Annotated in this window: 12 protein-coding genes; 9 read left to right on the plus strand and 3 right to left on the minus strand. The window is 67.2% G+C overall.

Annotated features, from left to right (window positions below; all coding sequences use genetic code 11):
- Positions 1–2: 2 nt before the first annotated feature.
- The 3 genes from ACSFA7_RS27330 to ACSFA7_RS27340 are packed head-to-tail and all read left to right on the plus strand — an operon-like array spanning position 3 to position 3,991.
- The gene (locus ACSFA7_RS27330; protein WP_435502260.1) at positions 3–2,279 is read left to right on the plus strand and encodes an ABC transporter permease; all 2,277 of its coding nucleotides are present in this window, start codon (positions 3–5) and stop codon (positions 2,277–2,279) included.
- Positions 2,276–3,316 (plus strand): ABC transporter ATP-binding protein, encoded by a 1,041-nt coding sequence (locus ACSFA7_RS27335; RefSeq protein ID WP_435502261.1) that lies wholly within the window; start codon positions 2,276–2,278, stop codon positions 3,314–3,316. Before ACSFA7_RS27330 ends, ACSFA7_RS27335 begins: the two co-directional genes overlap by 4 nt.
- A 12-nt stretch (positions 3,317–3,328) precedes the next feature.
- The gene (locus tag ACSFA7_RS27340) at positions 3,329–3,991 is read left to right on the plus strand and encodes an HAD family hydrolase (RefSeq protein ID WP_435502262.1); all 663 of its coding nucleotides are present in this window, start codon (positions 3,329–3,331) and stop codon (positions 3,989–3,991) included.
- Here ACSFA7_RS27340 and ACSFA7_RS27345 read toward each other — a convergent pair.
- Positions 3,937–4,611 carry a lipocalin family protein gene (locus tag ACSFA7_RS27345; protein ID WP_435502263.1) on the minus strand — a complete coding sequence of 225 codons (675 nt, stop codon included), beginning with the start codon at positions 4,609–4,611 and terminating at the stop codon, positions 3,937–3,939. The two genes, ACSFA7_RS27340 and ACSFA7_RS27345, sit on opposite strands and share 55 nt — an antisense overlap.
- A 241-nt stretch (positions 4,612–4,852) precedes the next feature.
- Here ACSFA7_RS27345 and tal point away from each other — a divergent pair, with 241 nt between their 5' ends.
- Both tal and pgi read left to right on the plus strand, forming a co-directional pair.
- Positions 4,853–5,809 (plus strand): transaldolase, encoded by a 957-nt coding sequence (gene tal / locus ACSFA7_RS27350; RefSeq protein ID WP_435502264.1) that lies wholly within the window; start codon positions 4,853–4,855, stop codon positions 5,807–5,809.
- A gap of 2 nt (positions 5,810–5,811) precedes the next feature.
- On the plus strand, positions 5,812–7,362 hold the full coding sequence (gene pgi / locus ACSFA7_RS27355) for a glucose-6-phosphate isomerase (protein ID WP_435502265.1): 1,551 nt from the start codon (positions 5,812–5,814) through the stop codon (positions 7,360–7,362).
- Between the two features lie 22 nt (positions 7,363–7,384).
- Here pgi and ACSFA7_RS27360 read toward each other — a convergent pair whose 3' ends face one another.
- The gene (locus ACSFA7_RS27360; RefSeq protein WP_435502266.1) at positions 7,385–8,449 is read right to left on the minus strand and encodes a 4-hydroxythreonine-4-phosphate dehydrogenase PdxA; all 1,065 of its coding nucleotides are present in this window, start codon (positions 8,447–8,449) and stop codon (positions 7,385–7,387) included.
- A gap of 38 nt (positions 8,450–8,487) precedes the next feature.
- The gene (locus ACSFA7_RS27365; RefSeq protein ID WP_435502267.1) at positions 8,488–9,462 is read right to left on the minus strand and encodes a Bug family tripartite tricarboxylate transporter substrate binding protein; all 975 of its coding nucleotides are present in this window, start codon (positions 9,460–9,462) and stop codon (positions 8,488–8,490) included.
- A 91-nt stretch (positions 9,463–9,553) separates the two neighbouring features.
- Here ACSFA7_RS27365 and ACSFA7_RS27370 point away from each other — a divergent pair, with 91 nt between their 5' ends.
- From ACSFA7_RS27370 to ACSFA7_RS27385, 4 genes are all read left to right on the plus strand, one after another.
- Positions 9,554–10,498, plus strand: a complete 945-nt coding sequence (locus ACSFA7_RS27370) for a LysR family transcriptional regulator (protein ID WP_435502268.1) — start codon at positions 9,554–9,556, stop codon at positions 10,496–10,498.
- A gap of 178 nt (positions 10,499–10,676) precedes the next feature.
- Positions 10,677–11,987: an ABC transporter substrate-binding protein gene (locus ACSFA7_RS27375; RefSeq protein ID WP_435502269.1), complete on the plus strand. Its 1,311-nt coding sequence runs from the start codon at positions 10,677–10,679 to the stop codon at positions 11,985–11,987.
- Positions 11,988–12,142: 155 nt separating this feature from the next.
- On the plus strand, positions 12,143–13,000 hold the full coding sequence (locus ACSFA7_RS27380) for a carbohydrate ABC transporter permease (RefSeq protein WP_435502270.1): 858 nt from the start codon (positions 12,143–12,145) through the stop codon (positions 12,998–13,000).
- A gap of 10 nt (positions 13,001–13,010) precedes the next feature.
- The gene (locus tag ACSFA7_RS27385; protein WP_280810292.1) at positions 13,011–13,835 is read left to right on the plus strand and encodes a carbohydrate ABC transporter permease; all 825 of its coding nucleotides are present in this window, start codon (positions 13,011–13,013) and stop codon (positions 13,833–13,835) included.
- Positions 13,836–13,846 lie beyond the last annotated feature (11 nt).

Here is a 13,846-nt window from a genome sequence, read left to right on the forward strand (position 1 = left end):
CGATGCAAGCGTCTTCCACCGGCGGCGCGCCGGTCAACCCGGCCTCCGTGGCCGCCGCCCGGCGCTCGCAGCGCTGGATTTGGGCGTGGGTCGCGCTGGGTATTGCGGCGTACCTGCTGCTGCCTTGGTACGCGATCCAGGATGCCACCTGGTACGAAGCTGTTCCGCAGGTCTTCGGGCAGGCGGAGGGCGCCAACGGCCTGATGCAGGCCGCGACGCAGGGGCGCAGCTGGCTCTTCATCGGCTTGGCGGGCCTCTTGATGTGCGCGATCGGCGCGTGGCTGCCCGCCGGCCGGGCGCAGGGGCGATGGCTCCTGGCAGGCGGCGCGATCGGCGCCATCGGCCTGTCGGTCGCGGGCTTCACCATCGGCGCGCGCGGCTGGAGCGTCGCGGCGCTCAACACGCAGTTCGGCGAACTGGCGATCAATCAGTTCGGCATCGGGGCGGGCGGCTTCCTGGCGCTCACGGCGCTCGTGCTGCTCGCAGCCTTCGGCATCGCGCGGCTGGGGCTCTTCAAGGGCGACCTCTTCGTGGCCGCCGCGGTCATCGGCTGCGGCGTGCTGATGGCGCTGTTCATCGCCTATCCGGTGAGCAAGGCGCTCTCGGGCGCGTTCTTCAACGAAGACGGGCAATGGTCGATCGGCGCCTTCATCGCGCGCGTGTTCACCGAGCGCATCTGGGGTCTGGGGTGCCTCGCGGGTGGCGTGCGCTGCGGCGTGGCGTGGAACACGCTGGTGCTGGCCTTGCTCACGGCCGCTGGCACCACCTTCCTCGGCACGCTGATGGCGCTGATGGCCGAGCGCGGCAGCAAGCGCGGACAGGGCGCGCTGCGGGTGCTGGCGCTGTTGCCGATCATCACGCCGCCGTTCGTGGTGGGGCTTGGCCTCATCCTGCTGTTCGGTCGCGCGGGCATCGTCAACCAGGTGCTGGAGAACGTGTTCGGCATCGAGCCGACGCGCTGGTTCTACGGCATGCCGGGCGTGCTGGTGGCGCAGCTGTTCGCCTTCACGCCCATCGCCTTCATGATCATGCGCGGCGTGGTGCAGGGCATTGCGCCCAGCCTCGAAGAAGCCGCGCAGATGCTGCGCGCCGACCGGCGCCGCACCTTCTTCACCATCACGCTGCCGCTGCTGAAGCCCGGGCTGGCCAATGCCTTCCTGGTCGGCTTCATCGAGAGCATTGCGGACTTCGGCAACCCGGTGGTGGTGGGCGGGCAGTTCTCGGTGCTGTCGACCGACATCTTCTTTGCCATCGTCGGCGCGCAGTACGACCAGGGCCGCGCGGCCTCGCTCGCCTGGGTGCTCACGCTGTTTGCGCTCGGCGTGTTTGCGCTGCAGCGCGGCCTGCTGGGCAAGCAGAACTACACGACCGTGAGCGGCAAGGGCGATGCAGGCATCGCGATGGCATTGCCCGACGGCGTGCGCCGCACCATCTACTGCATCGCGCTGCCGTGGATCGCGTTCACCGCCGTGGTCTACCTCTTCGCCTTCGCGGGCGGCTTCGTGCAGACCTGGGGGCGCGACTACAGCTTCACGCTCAACCACTTCAAGAACGCCTTCGCGCTGGAGTGGGGCCAGTTCGGGCTGGTGTGGGCGGGCACGGCGTGGAATTCGCTCATTACCACGCTCAAGCTCGCGGGCATCTCGGCGCCGATCACCGCGGCGCTGGGCTTGCTGATCGCCTGGCTTCTGGCGCGCAACGAGTTCAAGGGGCAGGGCATCTTCGAGTTCGGCGCGCTGCTGGCTTTCGCCATTCCGGGCACTGTGCTCGGCGTGAGCTACATCCTGGCCTTCAACGTGCCGCCGCTGGAGCTCACGGGCACCGGGCTCATCATCGTGCTGTGCTTCATGTTCCGGAACCTGCCGGTGGGCGTGCGGGCCGGTACGGCGGCCTTCAAGCAGCTCGATCGATCGCTCGACGAAGCTTCGCTGATGCTGCGTGCATCGACCTCGCAGACCTTGTTCAAGGTGGTGCTGCCGCTGCTCAAGCCGGCGCTGGTGGCCGCGCTGGTCTACAGCTTCGTGCGCGCGATGACGACGGTGAGCGCGGTGATCTTCCTGGTCACCGCCGAGAACGAACTCGCCACCACCTACATCATCGGCCGCGTCGGCAACGGCGACTACGGCATTGCGCTGGCGTACTGCACGGTGCTCATGATCCTGATGTCGCTGGCGATTGCGCTGGTGCAGTTCGTGGTCGGGGAGCGCAAGCTGGGGCGGCGCGGGACCACGCCTCCGCATCAGGGACATCACAAAATGGAAAGCCTGGCTACACCATGAACGGCATCGAATTCCGCAACGTCACCAAGCGCTACGGCGCGGACAAAAACGGGCCGATGGCCGTCAAGGGCATCAGCTTCGAAGTGCCGGTCGGCACGCTCACCACCATCCTCGGCCCCTCGGGCTGCGGCAAGACGACCACGCTGCGCATGATCGCGGGGCTCGAGTCGCCGACCTCCGGTTCGATCTTCATGGGTGGACGCGATGTGACGACGCTCGGCCCGGCCGAGCGCAACGTGAGCATGATGTTCCAGAGCTACGCGCTGTTCCCGCACATGAACGTGATCGAGAACGTGGGCTATGGCCTGCGCATGAGCGGCGTGAAGAAGGACGAGGCCACCTCGCGGGCGCGTGAAGCGCTCAGGGGCGTGGGCCTGGTCGGCTTCGACGAGCGCCTGCCGAGCGAGCTCTCGGGCGGCCAGCAGCAGCGCGTGGCGCTCGCGCGTGCGCTGGTGCTCGAGCCCGCGGTGCTGCTGTTCGACGAGCCGCTCTCCAACCTCGACGCGCGCCTGCGCCGCGAGATGCGTGAGGAAATCCGTGCGCTCCAGCAACGCCTGAAGCTCACCGTCGCCTACGTCACGCACGACCAGAGCGAGGCGCTGGCCGTGAGCGACCAGATCATCGTGATGGACCACGGCGTGATCGCCCAGCGCGGCACACCCGAGCAGCTCTACGGCCGGCCGGAGAGCGAGTTCGTCGCGGGCTTCATGGGCGAGGCGATGGTGTTCCCCGCGGTGGCGCAGGCCGATGGCAGCGTCACGCTGGGTCCGCTGCGCCTGCAGCCGCGCTACGCGGTCGCGCCCGGCACAGTCAAGGTTGCGGTGCGGCCCGAGGCGTGGGAGATCGGCGCGGCCGATGGGTTGCCTGCCACCTTGCGCAAGGCCGCGTACCTCGGCAGCTTCTACGAATACGGCTTCGACACCACGCTCGGACCGGTCTTCGTGGTGTCGACCGACCTGTCACAACCCCTGGCGGCCGGTGCGCAGACCACCCTGTCGCTGCGAGCCCATGGCGTGAGCGTGGTACCCGGCGCATGAAACAATGGCGCCATGAACGTGGTTTTCGATCTTGGCGCCGTGCTCCTCGCATGGGAGCCCACACGGCTGGTACAGGCCCATCTCGCGCCCCACGCGCCCACTGAAGCCGCCGCGGCGGCGCTGGGCCGGGCGCTTTTCCACCACGACGACTGGACCAGTTTCGATTGCGGCACGCGCACGTTGGACGACGCGATCGCCCGCATGGCGGCGCGGCTGTCGCTGCCGGCCGAGCAGCTTCACGCGATGCTCGACAACTTGGGCGAGCGCCTCGAAGCCATCGATGTGACCACGGACATGCTTGGGCAGCTGTTCGACCACCGCGAAGCCGGCCAGCCCCTGCGGCTCTATTACCTGTCGAATATGCCCGCGCCGTACGCGCGTGCGGTCGAACGCCGGCACGCCTTCATGCATCGCTTCGACGGCGGCTTGTTCTCCGGCGACGTGAAGTTCATCAAGCCGGATCGTGAAATCTTCGAAGTGCTGGCGGTGCGCTACGCGCTCGACCCGGCAGAGACGGTGTTCATCGACGATTCGGCCGCCAACGTCGAGGCGGCACGCGCCTTCGGCTGGCAGGCCATCCACTGCACCGCGCCGGACATGCTGCCGGCGCAGCTCTCGCGTTACCTGCCGGTCAACACGACCTTGTCGGCATCGAAGCCCAGGCTGCGCGCGTAGTCCAGTTCGACCTGCAGCGTCGCGTCGTCCAGGCGCGGCGCGCGCGACAGCACCCAGAGGTATTCGCGGTCGGGCGTGCCGACCAGTGCCACCTGGTAGTCGCGGTCGAGCTTCAGGATCCAGTAGTCCCCCCACACCATCGGCAGCCAGCCAAGCCACGCGGGCGCAAAGCGCACCTCGAGGCGGCCCGCACCGGGTTGGCCGGCCACGGGCACCACGCGCGCCGTGCCGATGGCTTCGTTGAAGTTGCCGTCGGCCCGCACGCAGCGGTTGACCACCTGCACCGTGCCGTCGGGCTGCGGCGTGTACTCGGCCGTGACCGGGCCCGAACAGCTTTTCTGGAAGCGGTTGGGCAGGCGAGCCTGTTCGTGCCAGATGCCTGCGTAGCGCTGCAGATCGACCGGTGCCACCACCTGCAGCGGCGCGCGCATGAGCGGGGCGCCGTCTGCCGGCCCGGCCACCTGGGCGCGGGCGGTGCGCGCGGCCCCGAGCGCGAGCCAGGTCGCGAGCCCGCCGACGACGAAAGCCGTGGCCATCGCGCCGATTGCCTGGCTGGTTCGGTGGTCGTCGAAGGGGCGACCGACGGGGTCTGCCGCGGGGCGTCGTTGGCGAGGGGACATGGGCACTCCTGAAGGTAAGACGTTCGGCGTAAATCGCTCGTAACGTTCAGGGTAGTCCTCGCCGATGGCTGCATGCCGTCAGTCACGGACCACAGCCCCTGTAGGGCAGGGCGGCCGACAACCCTGCGGGCAGAAGGCCGATGGAACCACGCGAAAACCCGTGCTACGGTGCGCATGAAAACATCGGCCGACGCGCAACTGCGTGCAGGACTTGTCACAACCCGCACAGGATAATGATTTCATGAACCAACTCGATGCCCTCCGCCAGTGGACCACCGTCGTCGCAGACACCGGTGACTTCAAGCAGCTCAGCGTTTCCAAGCCGCAGGACGCGACCACCAATCCGTCGCTGATCCTCAAGGCCGTTCAGAAGCCCGAATACCGCCCCCTGCTCGACGAGACCGTCAAGAAGCACGCCGGCAAGCCGCTGGACGAAGTGATCGACCGCCTGCTCGTCAATTTCGGCACCGAAATCCTCCAGATCATCCCGGGCCGCGTCTCGACCGAAGTCGATGCGCGCCTGTCGTTCGACACCGCCGCCACCATCGCCCGCGGCGAGCGCATCGTGGCGCTCTACAAGGCCGAAGGCATCGACACCGAGAAGCGCCTGCTCATCAAGGTGGCCTCCACCTGGGAAGGCATCGAGGCCGCGCGCCAGCTTGAGCTGAAGGGCATCCGCACCAACCTCACGCTGCTGTTCTCGTTCGCGCAGGCCGTGGCCTGCGGCGCCGCGAAGGTGCAGCTGATCTCGCCCTTCGTGGGCCGCATCTACGACTGGTACAAGAAGTCGGCCGGCGCCAAGTGGGACGAAGCGGCCAATGCGGGCGCCAACGATCCGGGCGTGAAGTCGGTGCGCGAGATCTTCAACTACTACAAGCAGCACGGCATCAAGACCGAGGTGATGGGCGCGAGCTTCCGCAATGTGGGACAGATCCAGGCCCTCGCCGGCTGCGACCTGCTGACCATCAGCCCCGAGCTGCTGGCCGAGTTGGCCGCGAGCAACGAGCCGCTCGAACACGCGCTCGACGCCAAGGCCGCAGCCAAGGGCGACGCGAAGCAGGTGAGCTACGACGAAGCCGGCTTCCGCTTCGCGCTCAACGAAGACGCGATGGCCACCGAGAAGCTCGCCGAAGGCATCCGCGCCTTCGCGGCCGATGCGGTGAAGCTCGAGAAGCTCATGCAGGAAAGCGGCAAGTAAACATGGTCATGACCCAACGCTGCGACCGTGCGCCGGCCTGGGCGCAACTGCAGTCGTACTTCGAGACGGCGGGCCGCCAGTTCGACGTGCGCCATGCCTTCGTGGACGACGCGGGGCGCTTCGAGCGCTTCAGCCAGGAGGCGCCTTTTGTGTTCGCCGACCTGTCCAAGAACCTGATCGACACGCGCACCGAAGAATTGCTGCTCACGCTGGCCCGCGAATGCGGCCTCGAAGCGCACCGCGATGCCATGTTCGCGGGCGAGCACATCAACAACACCGAAGACCGCGCCGTGCTGCACACGCTGCTGCGCGCGCCGGCGGATGCCCAGGTGGGCAAGACGGCCGACAAGCTGCGCGAGGTGCACGAGACGCTAGCCGCGATGCTGGCCTACGCCGAGAAGGTGCGCGGCGACCACACGATCACCGACGTGGTCAACATCGGCATCGGCGGCTCCGACCTCGGCCCGCAGATGGCGGTGCTCGCGTTGGCGGAGTTCGCCGCGCCGGGCAAGCGCTTCCACTTCGTCTCGAACGTCGATGGCCATGAACTCGCGGGCGTGCTGCGCGACCTGGCGCCGGAGCACACGCTGTTCCTGATCGCCTCGAAGACCTTCACCACGGCCGAGACGATGACCAACGCGCTTTCGGCCAAGCGCTGGTACGAGCAGTCGGGCGGCAACGACATCGCCGGCCACTTCGCCGCGCTCACGACGAACGTCGAGGCCGCGAACAAGTTCGGCATCGCCACCACCTTCGGTTTCTGGGACTGGGTGGGCGGCCGCTATTCGCTGTGGTCGGCCATCGGCCTGCCGATCGCGCTGGCCATCGGTGCGGACGGTTTCCGTCGGCTGCTCGCGGGCGCGCATGCGATGGACGAGCACTTCCGCACCGCGCCGCTCGCGCAGAACCTGCCGGTGCGCCTGGGCCTGCTCGACGTCTGGTATCGCAACTTCCACAAGTTCACGAGCCGCGGCATCGCGCCGTACCACAGCGCCTTGAAGCGCGTGCCGGCCTACCTGCAGCAGCTCGAGATGGAGAGCAACGGCAAGCAGGTCGATGCGAGCGGCAAGCCCGTGGCGTTCGGCACCTCGCCGGTGCTCTGGGGCGAGCCCGGCACCAACGGCCAGCACGCCTACTTCCAGATGCTGCACCAGGGCACGGACGTGATCCCGCTCGAGTTCGTCGCGGTGCGCGATGCGGCGCACGACCTCGAAGGCCACCACCCCAAGCTGCTGGCCAATGCGCTTGCGCAGGCGCAGGCGCTGATGGTGGGCAAGCTGGACGAGGGCGGCCACAAGAACTTTCCGGGCAACCGGCCGAGCACCTTCTTCGTGTTCGAGAAGCTCACGCCCGAAGCGCTCGGCGCTTTCCTCGCGCTGTACGAGCACCGCGTGTTCACCAGCGGTGCGCTGTGGGGCATCAACAGCTTCGACCAGTGGGGCGTGGAGCTGGGCAAGGTGCTCGCGAAGGACATCGAGCCGCGCCTCGCCTCGGGCGACGTCACGGGGCTCGACGCCTCGACCGCGGGCCTGCTCAAGCGCCTGAGCCCCTGAGCTCCTGAGCTCCTGAGGAATCTCAGGCCGTAGCGGTCTCGGCGGGCGCCTTCAAGGGCGCACCGCCGCTCGCCATACGCACGCACAGGTCGAAGGCCTGCTGCAGTCCTTCGATCTGCGCGATGCCCTTGCCGGCAATGTCGAAGGCGCTGCCGCTGGCCGAGGTGGCCACAGGCACGGGCAGCCCGCCATGCAGCGTCACGCCCTGTTCGAAGCCCATGAGTTTCATCGCGATCTGGCCCTGGTCGTGGTACATCGACACCACCGCATCCACGTCGCCGCGGCGGGCGCCGATGAACACCGTGTCGGGCGAAAACGGGCCGCGCGCGTCGTAGCCTTCGGCGCGCAGCTGTTCGATGGCCGGCGCGATGATCTCGATCTCCTCCATGCCGATGGAGCCGCCGTCGCCCGCATGCGGGTTGAGCCCCGTCACCGCGATGCGCGGCTGCGCCACGCCTGCGCGGCGCAGCGCCTGCGCGATGATCTTCACCGCGTCGCCCACGCCCTCGACCGTGATGTGGCCCGCCACGTCCTTCAGCGGAATGTGCGAGGTCACGCGCGAGGTCCAGAGCGACCCGGTGAGGTTGAACTCGCAGACGAAGCCCTCCACTGCGAAGCGCTCCTGCATGTAGCGCAGCTCGTCCTCGTGCGTGAGGCCGCCCAGGCGCAGCGAATGCTTGTTGAGCGGTGCGAAAAGAATCGCATCGGCCTGGCCGCGCCGCACCACCACGGTCGCGTATTCGAGCGCCTCGAACGAGGCCCGGCCCGAGCGCTCGTTCGACTCGCCGAGCACCGGCGCCTCGCCCTCCATCCAGTCGCGCAGGTACAGGCTGAGCCGGCCATCCTCGAAGCGCAGTTCATCGAGGCTGTTGACTTGCAGCGGGGCCAGCTTCACGCCGGCCACGCGCTCGCCTTCGGCCAGCACGGCCGGGTCGGCGATCAGCAGCACGCGCGCGGCGTCCAAGTTGCGCTGGCGCGCGAGCAGCTTCACGGCCATCTCGGGGCCGACGCCGCTGGGGTCGCCCAGCAGCACGACGATGCGGGGCTTGGCAGAGATCACGCTTGGGGTTTTCGTAGGCGTTGACATGGGTCTGGAGGTTGAAGTGAGTGGGGTGGAAGGCGGCCTCATTCGGCCTTGATGTTGGCGTCGCGCACGAGCTGGCCGTAGTGCTCGAACTCCTGCCTGTTCATCGCCGCGAAGGGGTCGCCGGTCAGTGCGCCGGGCTCGCCGCCCAGGGCCTTGATGCGCGCCTGCACGTCGGCCAGCTTCAGCGTGCGCACGAGTTCGGCGTTCAGCTTGTCGACCGCGGGGCGGGGCGTGCCGGCCGTCACATAGAGGCCGTACCAGGTGGACACGTCGGCGCCCTTGATGCCCTGCTCGGCGAGCGTGGGCACGTCGGGCAGCTCGGGCGAGCGCTGCGGCGCGCTCACGGCCAGCGCGCGGAACTTGCCGGCCTTGATCTGGCCCATGGCCGAGGAGGTGCTGTCGAACATCATGTCGACCTCGCCCGAGATGATGTCGATGTGCGCCTGCGAGCTGCCCTTGTAGGGCACGTGGATCGACTTCATGCCCGTGGCCAGGTTGAAGGCCTCGCCGCCCACATGCTGCGTGCTGCCGATGCCCGACGACGCGTACTTGAAGCCACCGGGCTTCGCGGCCATGGCGGCCACGAGGTCCTTCACCGACTTGTAGGGCGAACTGGCCGACACCACCAGCACGTTGGGCATCACGGCCACGAGGCCGATGGGCGTCAGGTCCTTGAGCGGGTCGTACTTGAGCTTGAGGATGTGCGGCGCCACCGCCTGCGCGGTGTTGGTGGCCAGCAGCAGCGTGGCGCCGTCGGCCGGTGCGCGCGCGGTGAGTTCGCCGGCGATGGTGTTGGAGGCGCCGGGGCGGTTTTCCACCGTCACGGGTTGCTTCAACACCGGCGAGAACTTGTCGGCCAGCACGCGCGCGAGGATGTCGGTGCCGCCGCCGGGCGAAGCGCCGACCATGATCCGAAGGGGCTTGTCGGGGTAGTTGGGCTGGGCGCCGGTGGTCGCCGCAGCCAGCGCCAGTGCGGCAATGCCTGCCGCGCGGGCCAGGGAAGAAAGACTCATCGGGTTGTCTCCTTGTTGTTGGGCCCGAGCCTACGGAGCTTCACCCCCGCAATCCAATCGTAAAAGTCCGAAGGTTCATATACTTTTGTGCATGACCGATGCGACCCAGGGCCTGACCGATGCCTCGCTGATGCTCCATGTGCGGCCTCGCCAGCTGCTGCTGCTGGCCCGGCTCGACGCCCACCGCCACCTCGGCCGCGCGGCCGAAGCCATGAACATCAGCCAGCCCGCCGCCACCAGGCTGCTGCAGCAACTGGAAGACTCGCTGGGCGAAAAGCTCTTTGAGCGCCTCGCGCGCGGCATGGAGCCCACGCCCTACGGCGAGATCCTGATCCGCTACGCCCGCCGCGTGCTCAGCGACTTCGGCACCGCCCGCGAGGAAATGCTCGCGCTGCGCTCGGGTTTGAGCGGTGCGCTGCGCGTGGGCAGCGTGCCCGGCGCGGTGCCCGAGCTGCTGGCGCCGGCGCTGGTGGAATACCACCGGCGCCACCCGCAGGTGGCCGTGTCGATCGTGGTCGAGACCAGCGACGTGATGCAGGCGCAGCTGGAGCAGGGCGATGTCGACCTCGTGCTGGGCCGGCTTACCGACGGGCACGACGAGGCCAGGTACGCGAGCGTGCCGTTGCTGGGCGAATCGCAGGTGGTGGTGGTGCGCGCGGCGCACCCGGTGTTCGAGCGCACCGCCACGGTCACGCTGGCCGAGATGGCGGGCTGGTCGTGGGTGCTGCAGCCGCCCGGCTCGCCGCAGCGCGGGCGCTTCGAGGCGGCGATGCGGGAGGCGGGCATCCAGGCGCGGCTGGACATCATCGAAACGGCATCGCCCATCGCCATCACGGCGCTCCTGGAGAACTCCGACATGGCGGCCGTGATGCCGGCCTCGCAGGCCGACCACTACGCCCGGCTGGGCGTGCTGCGCACCGTGCCGGTGGAGCTGCCGGTGCGCGTGCCGCCCATCTGCCTCATCACCCGCGAGGACCGGGCGCTCTCGCCGGCGGCCGCGCAGTTCCGGCGCCAATTGCTCGGGGGCGGCGCCTGAGGCCTTTGGGCTGCGGTTTCCCATGCTGTATTGCGTTAACTAGGGATTTCACTAGCCAATCAGTGCATGAAAGTACTGGAGGTAACCGACGAAGTACCAAAGCCGCAATGGAGTTTCTCCAGAATCCCCCCACGGCGACCCGACACCAGGAGGGCGTCGCTCACCTCTAGGAGACAACATGAAGCGTTTTCTGAAAGCGGGCCTCGTCCTCGCACTCCTCGGCACGGGGCTCGTGTCCCAGGCCGCCACCGAACTCGTGATCGCGACCGTGAACAACGGCCACATGATCGAGATGCAGAAGCTCACCCCCTTCTTCGAGAAAGCCAACCCCGACATCAAGCTCAAGTGGGTCACGCTGGAAGAAGGCACGCTGCGCCAGCGCGTGACCACCGACATCGCCACCAAGGGCGGCCAGTTCGATGTGATGACCATCGGCCTGTACGAAGCGCCGATCTGGTCGAAGAAGGGCTGGCTGCAGCCCATCGCCACCGATGCCGCCTATGACGCGGACGACCTGCTGCCCGCCATTCGCGCCGGCCTGTCGTACGAAGGCAAGCTCTACGCTGCGCCCTTCTACGGCGAGAGCTCGATGCTCATGTACCGCAAGGACCTGGCCGACAAGGTCGGCTTCAAGATGCCCGAGCAGCCCACCTGGACGCAGGTGAAGGAGCTGGCCGGCAAGATCCACGACCCCAAGGCCGGCGTGTACGGCATGTGCCTGCGCGGCAAGCCGGGCTGGGGCGACAACATGGCCTTCCTCACGACGCTGGTCAACACCAACGGCGGCCAGTGGTTCGACATGCAGTGGAAGCCGCAGATCGACACCAAGCCCTGGAAGGACGCGATCACCTTCTATGTCGACCTGATGAAGGCCTACGGCCCGCCGGGCGCCTCGGCCAACAGCTTCAACGAGAACCTGGCCCTCTTCAACGAAGGCAAGTGCGGCATGTGGGTGGACGCGACCATCGCTGCATCCTTCATCAGCGATCCGAAGCAGTCGAAGGTGGCCGACAAGGTCGCGTTCGCGCAAGCGCCTGTCGCCGTGACGCCCAAGGGCGCCAACTGGCTGTGGACCTGGAACCTGGCGATTCCCTCCAGCTCGACCAAGGGCGCCGCTGCGCAGACCTTCGTGAAGTGGGCGACCTCCAAGGAGTACGTCAACCTCGTCGCCAAGGAACACGGTTGGGGCACCGTGCCCACCGGCACGCGCAAGTCGACCTATGCGAACCCCGAGTTCCAGAAGGTGGCCAAGTTCGCCGCTGCAGAGAAGAAGGCGATCGACAGCGCGAACCTCAGCGACAGCACGCTGCCCAAGTCGCCGTACGTGGGCGTGCAGTACGCAGCCATTCCCGAGTTCCAGGCCATCGGCACCGGCGTGGGCCAGCAGATGAGCGCGGCGCTGTCGGGCAAGGTCACGGTCGACCAGGCGCTGAAGACCTCGCAGACGCTGGCTGAGCGCGAGATCAAGAAGTCGGGTCAGTACAAGTAAGCAAGTAAGCCAGGGCTTTCTCCCTCCCCTTCCGGGGGAGGGTAGGGGTGGGGGCACGCGGCGCATCAAACCGCCGCAGTGGTCGATCAGGGAGCCCCCATCCCCGCCTTCCCCCAAAGGGGGAAGGAGCCAGAGACAACAAGAAGGACTTCCTCATGAAAAGACTCCTGCCCCGGGCCCTCATGGCGCCCGCCGTGCTCACGCTCTTCCTCTGGATGATCGTGCCGCTGTTGATGACGTTGTACTTCTCCTTCGTGAACTACAACCTCATGCAGCCCGGCGAACGCACGTTCGCGGGCATCGAGAACTTTCACTACTTCGTCACCGATCCGGACTTCTGGCCCGCCACCTGGAACACGCTGCTGCTCATCGGCAGCGTGATCGTCATCACGGTGGTGTTCGGCGTGCTGCTCGCGCTGCTGGTGAACGAGCCCTTCCCGGGGCGCGGCATCGTGCGCGTGCTGCTCATCTCGCCGTTCTTCGTCATGCCCGCAGTCAACGCGCTGCTGTGGAAGCACATGATGATGAACCCCATCTACGGCGTGCTGGCCGACCTGTGGCGCTTCTTCGGCGCCACGCCGGTGGACTGGCTCACCGACGTGCCGCTGTTCTCGGTGATCATCATGGTGGCCTGGCAATGGTTGCCCTTTGCGTGCCTGATCTTCATCACTTCGCTGCAGTCTCTCGACCGCGAGCAGATGGAAGCCGCGCGCATGGACGGCGCGAGTTCGTTCCAGCGCTTCTTCTATCTCACCATTCCGCACCTGGGCCGTCCGATGGCCGTGGTGATCATGATCGAGATGATCTTCCTGCTCAGCGTGTTCGCCGAGATCGCCATCACCACCAATGGTGGCCCGGGCAACGAGAGCACGAACATGACCTACCTGATCTTCAAGCAGTCGCTGATGAATTTCGACGTGGGCGTGGCCTCGGCCGGTGCGCTGTTCGCGGTGGTGCTGGCCAACATCGTCGCGGTGTTCCTCATTCGCATCATCGGCAAGAACCTCGACTGAAGGAACGACCATGCAACCCAGCAACTTCCTTCCCCAACTGCTGCGCACCGTCGGTGCGTGGGCCGTGGCGCTGCTTCTGTTCTTTCCGCTCGGCTGGCTGTTTCTCACGGCCTTCAAGACGGAGCTGCAGGCGATCCATGTGCCGCCGCTGTTCATCTTCGAGCCCACGCTCGACAACTTCGGCGAAGTGCAGCGCCGCAGCGACTACCTGCTGTATGCGCGCAACTCGCTGATCACCAGCTTGGGCTCGACGATCCTGGGCCTGTTGATCGCGGCGCCCGCCGCGTACTCGATGGCGTTCTTCCGCACGAAGAAGACGCGGGACATCCTGATGTGGATGCTCTCCACCAAGATGATGCCGGCCGTCGGCGCGCTGGTGCCGATCTACGTGCTCGCGCAGACCGCGGGCCTCTTGGACTCGCTCACCGCGCTGACCATCGTGTTCACGCTGTCGAACCTGCCGATCATGGTGTGGATGCTCTACAGCGCCTACAAGGACATCCCGAACGAGATCCTCGAAGCCGCGCGCATGGACGGCGCGAGCCTGTGGACCGAGTTCCGCCATGTCGTGATGCCGCTGTCGGTGGGCGGGCTCGCATCGACCGGCCTCCTGTGTCTGGTGCTGAGCTGGAACGAGGCCTTCTGGGCGTTGAACCTCAGCTCCGCCAAGGCCGGCACGCTGGCCACGCTCATCGCCTCGTACTCCAGCCCCGAAGGCCTGTTCTGGGCCAAGTTGTCGGCCGCGTCGCTGATGGCCATCGCGCCCATCGTCGTGTTCGGCTGGTTCAGCCAGAAGCAATTGGTCCAAGGCCTGACCTTCGGCGCCGTCAAGTAAGAAAAGGGAGA

It is taken from the genome of Variovorax trehalosi (assembly GCF_051216415.1).
Classification (GTDB): Bacteria; Pseudomonadota; Gammaproteobacteria; order Burkholderiales; family Burkholderiaceae_C; genus Variovorax.

Bases quoted from the DNA above. Each gene is read 5' to 3' on its own strand.
- ACSFA7_RS27330 (WP_435502260.1), top strand. From the start codon at position 3: ATGCAAGCGTCTTCCACCGGCGGCGCGCCGGTCAACCCGGCCTCCGTG.
- ACSFA7_RS27335 (WP_435502261.1), top strand. From the start codon at position 2,276: ATGAACGGCATCGAATTCCGCAACGTCACCAAGCGCTACGGCGCGGAC.
- ACSFA7_RS27340 (WP_435502262.1), top strand. From the start codon at position 3,329: ATGAACGTGGTTTTCGATCTTGGCGCCGTGCTCCTCGCATGGGAGCCC.
- ACSFA7_RS27345 (WP_435502263.1), bottom strand. From the start codon at position 4,611: ATGTCCCCTCGCCAACGACGCCCCGCGGCAGACCCCGTCGGTCGCCCC.
- tal (WP_435502264.1), top strand. From the start codon at position 4,853: ATGAACCAACTCGATGCCCTCCGCCAGTGGACCACCGTCGTCGCAGAC.
- pgi (WP_435502265.1), top strand. From the start codon at position 5,812: ATGGTCATGACCCAACGCTGCGACCGTGCGCCGGCCTGGGCGCAACTG.
- ACSFA7_RS27360 (WP_435502266.1), bottom strand. From the start codon at position 8,449: ATGTCAACGCCTACGAAAACCCCAAGCGTGATCTCTGCCAAGCCCCGC.
- ACSFA7_RS27365 (WP_435502267.1), bottom strand. From the start codon at position 9,462: ATGAGTCTTTCTTCCCTGGCCCGCGCGGCAGGCATTGCCGCACTGGCG.
- ACSFA7_RS27370 (WP_435502268.1), top strand. From the start codon at position 9,554: ATGACCGATGCGACCCAGGGCCTGACCGATGCCTCGCTGATGCTCCAT.
- ACSFA7_RS27375 (WP_435502269.1), top strand. From the start codon at position 10,677: ATGAAGCGTTTTCTGAAAGCGGGCCTCGTCCTCGCACTCCTCGGCACG.
- ACSFA7_RS27380 (WP_435502270.1), top strand. From the start codon at position 12,143: ATGAAAAGACTCCTGCCCCGGGCCCTCATGGCGCCCGCCGTGCTCACG.
- ACSFA7_RS27385 (WP_280810292.1), top strand. From the start codon at position 13,011: ATGCAACCCAGCAACTTCCTTCCCCAACTGCTGCGCACCGTCGGTGCG.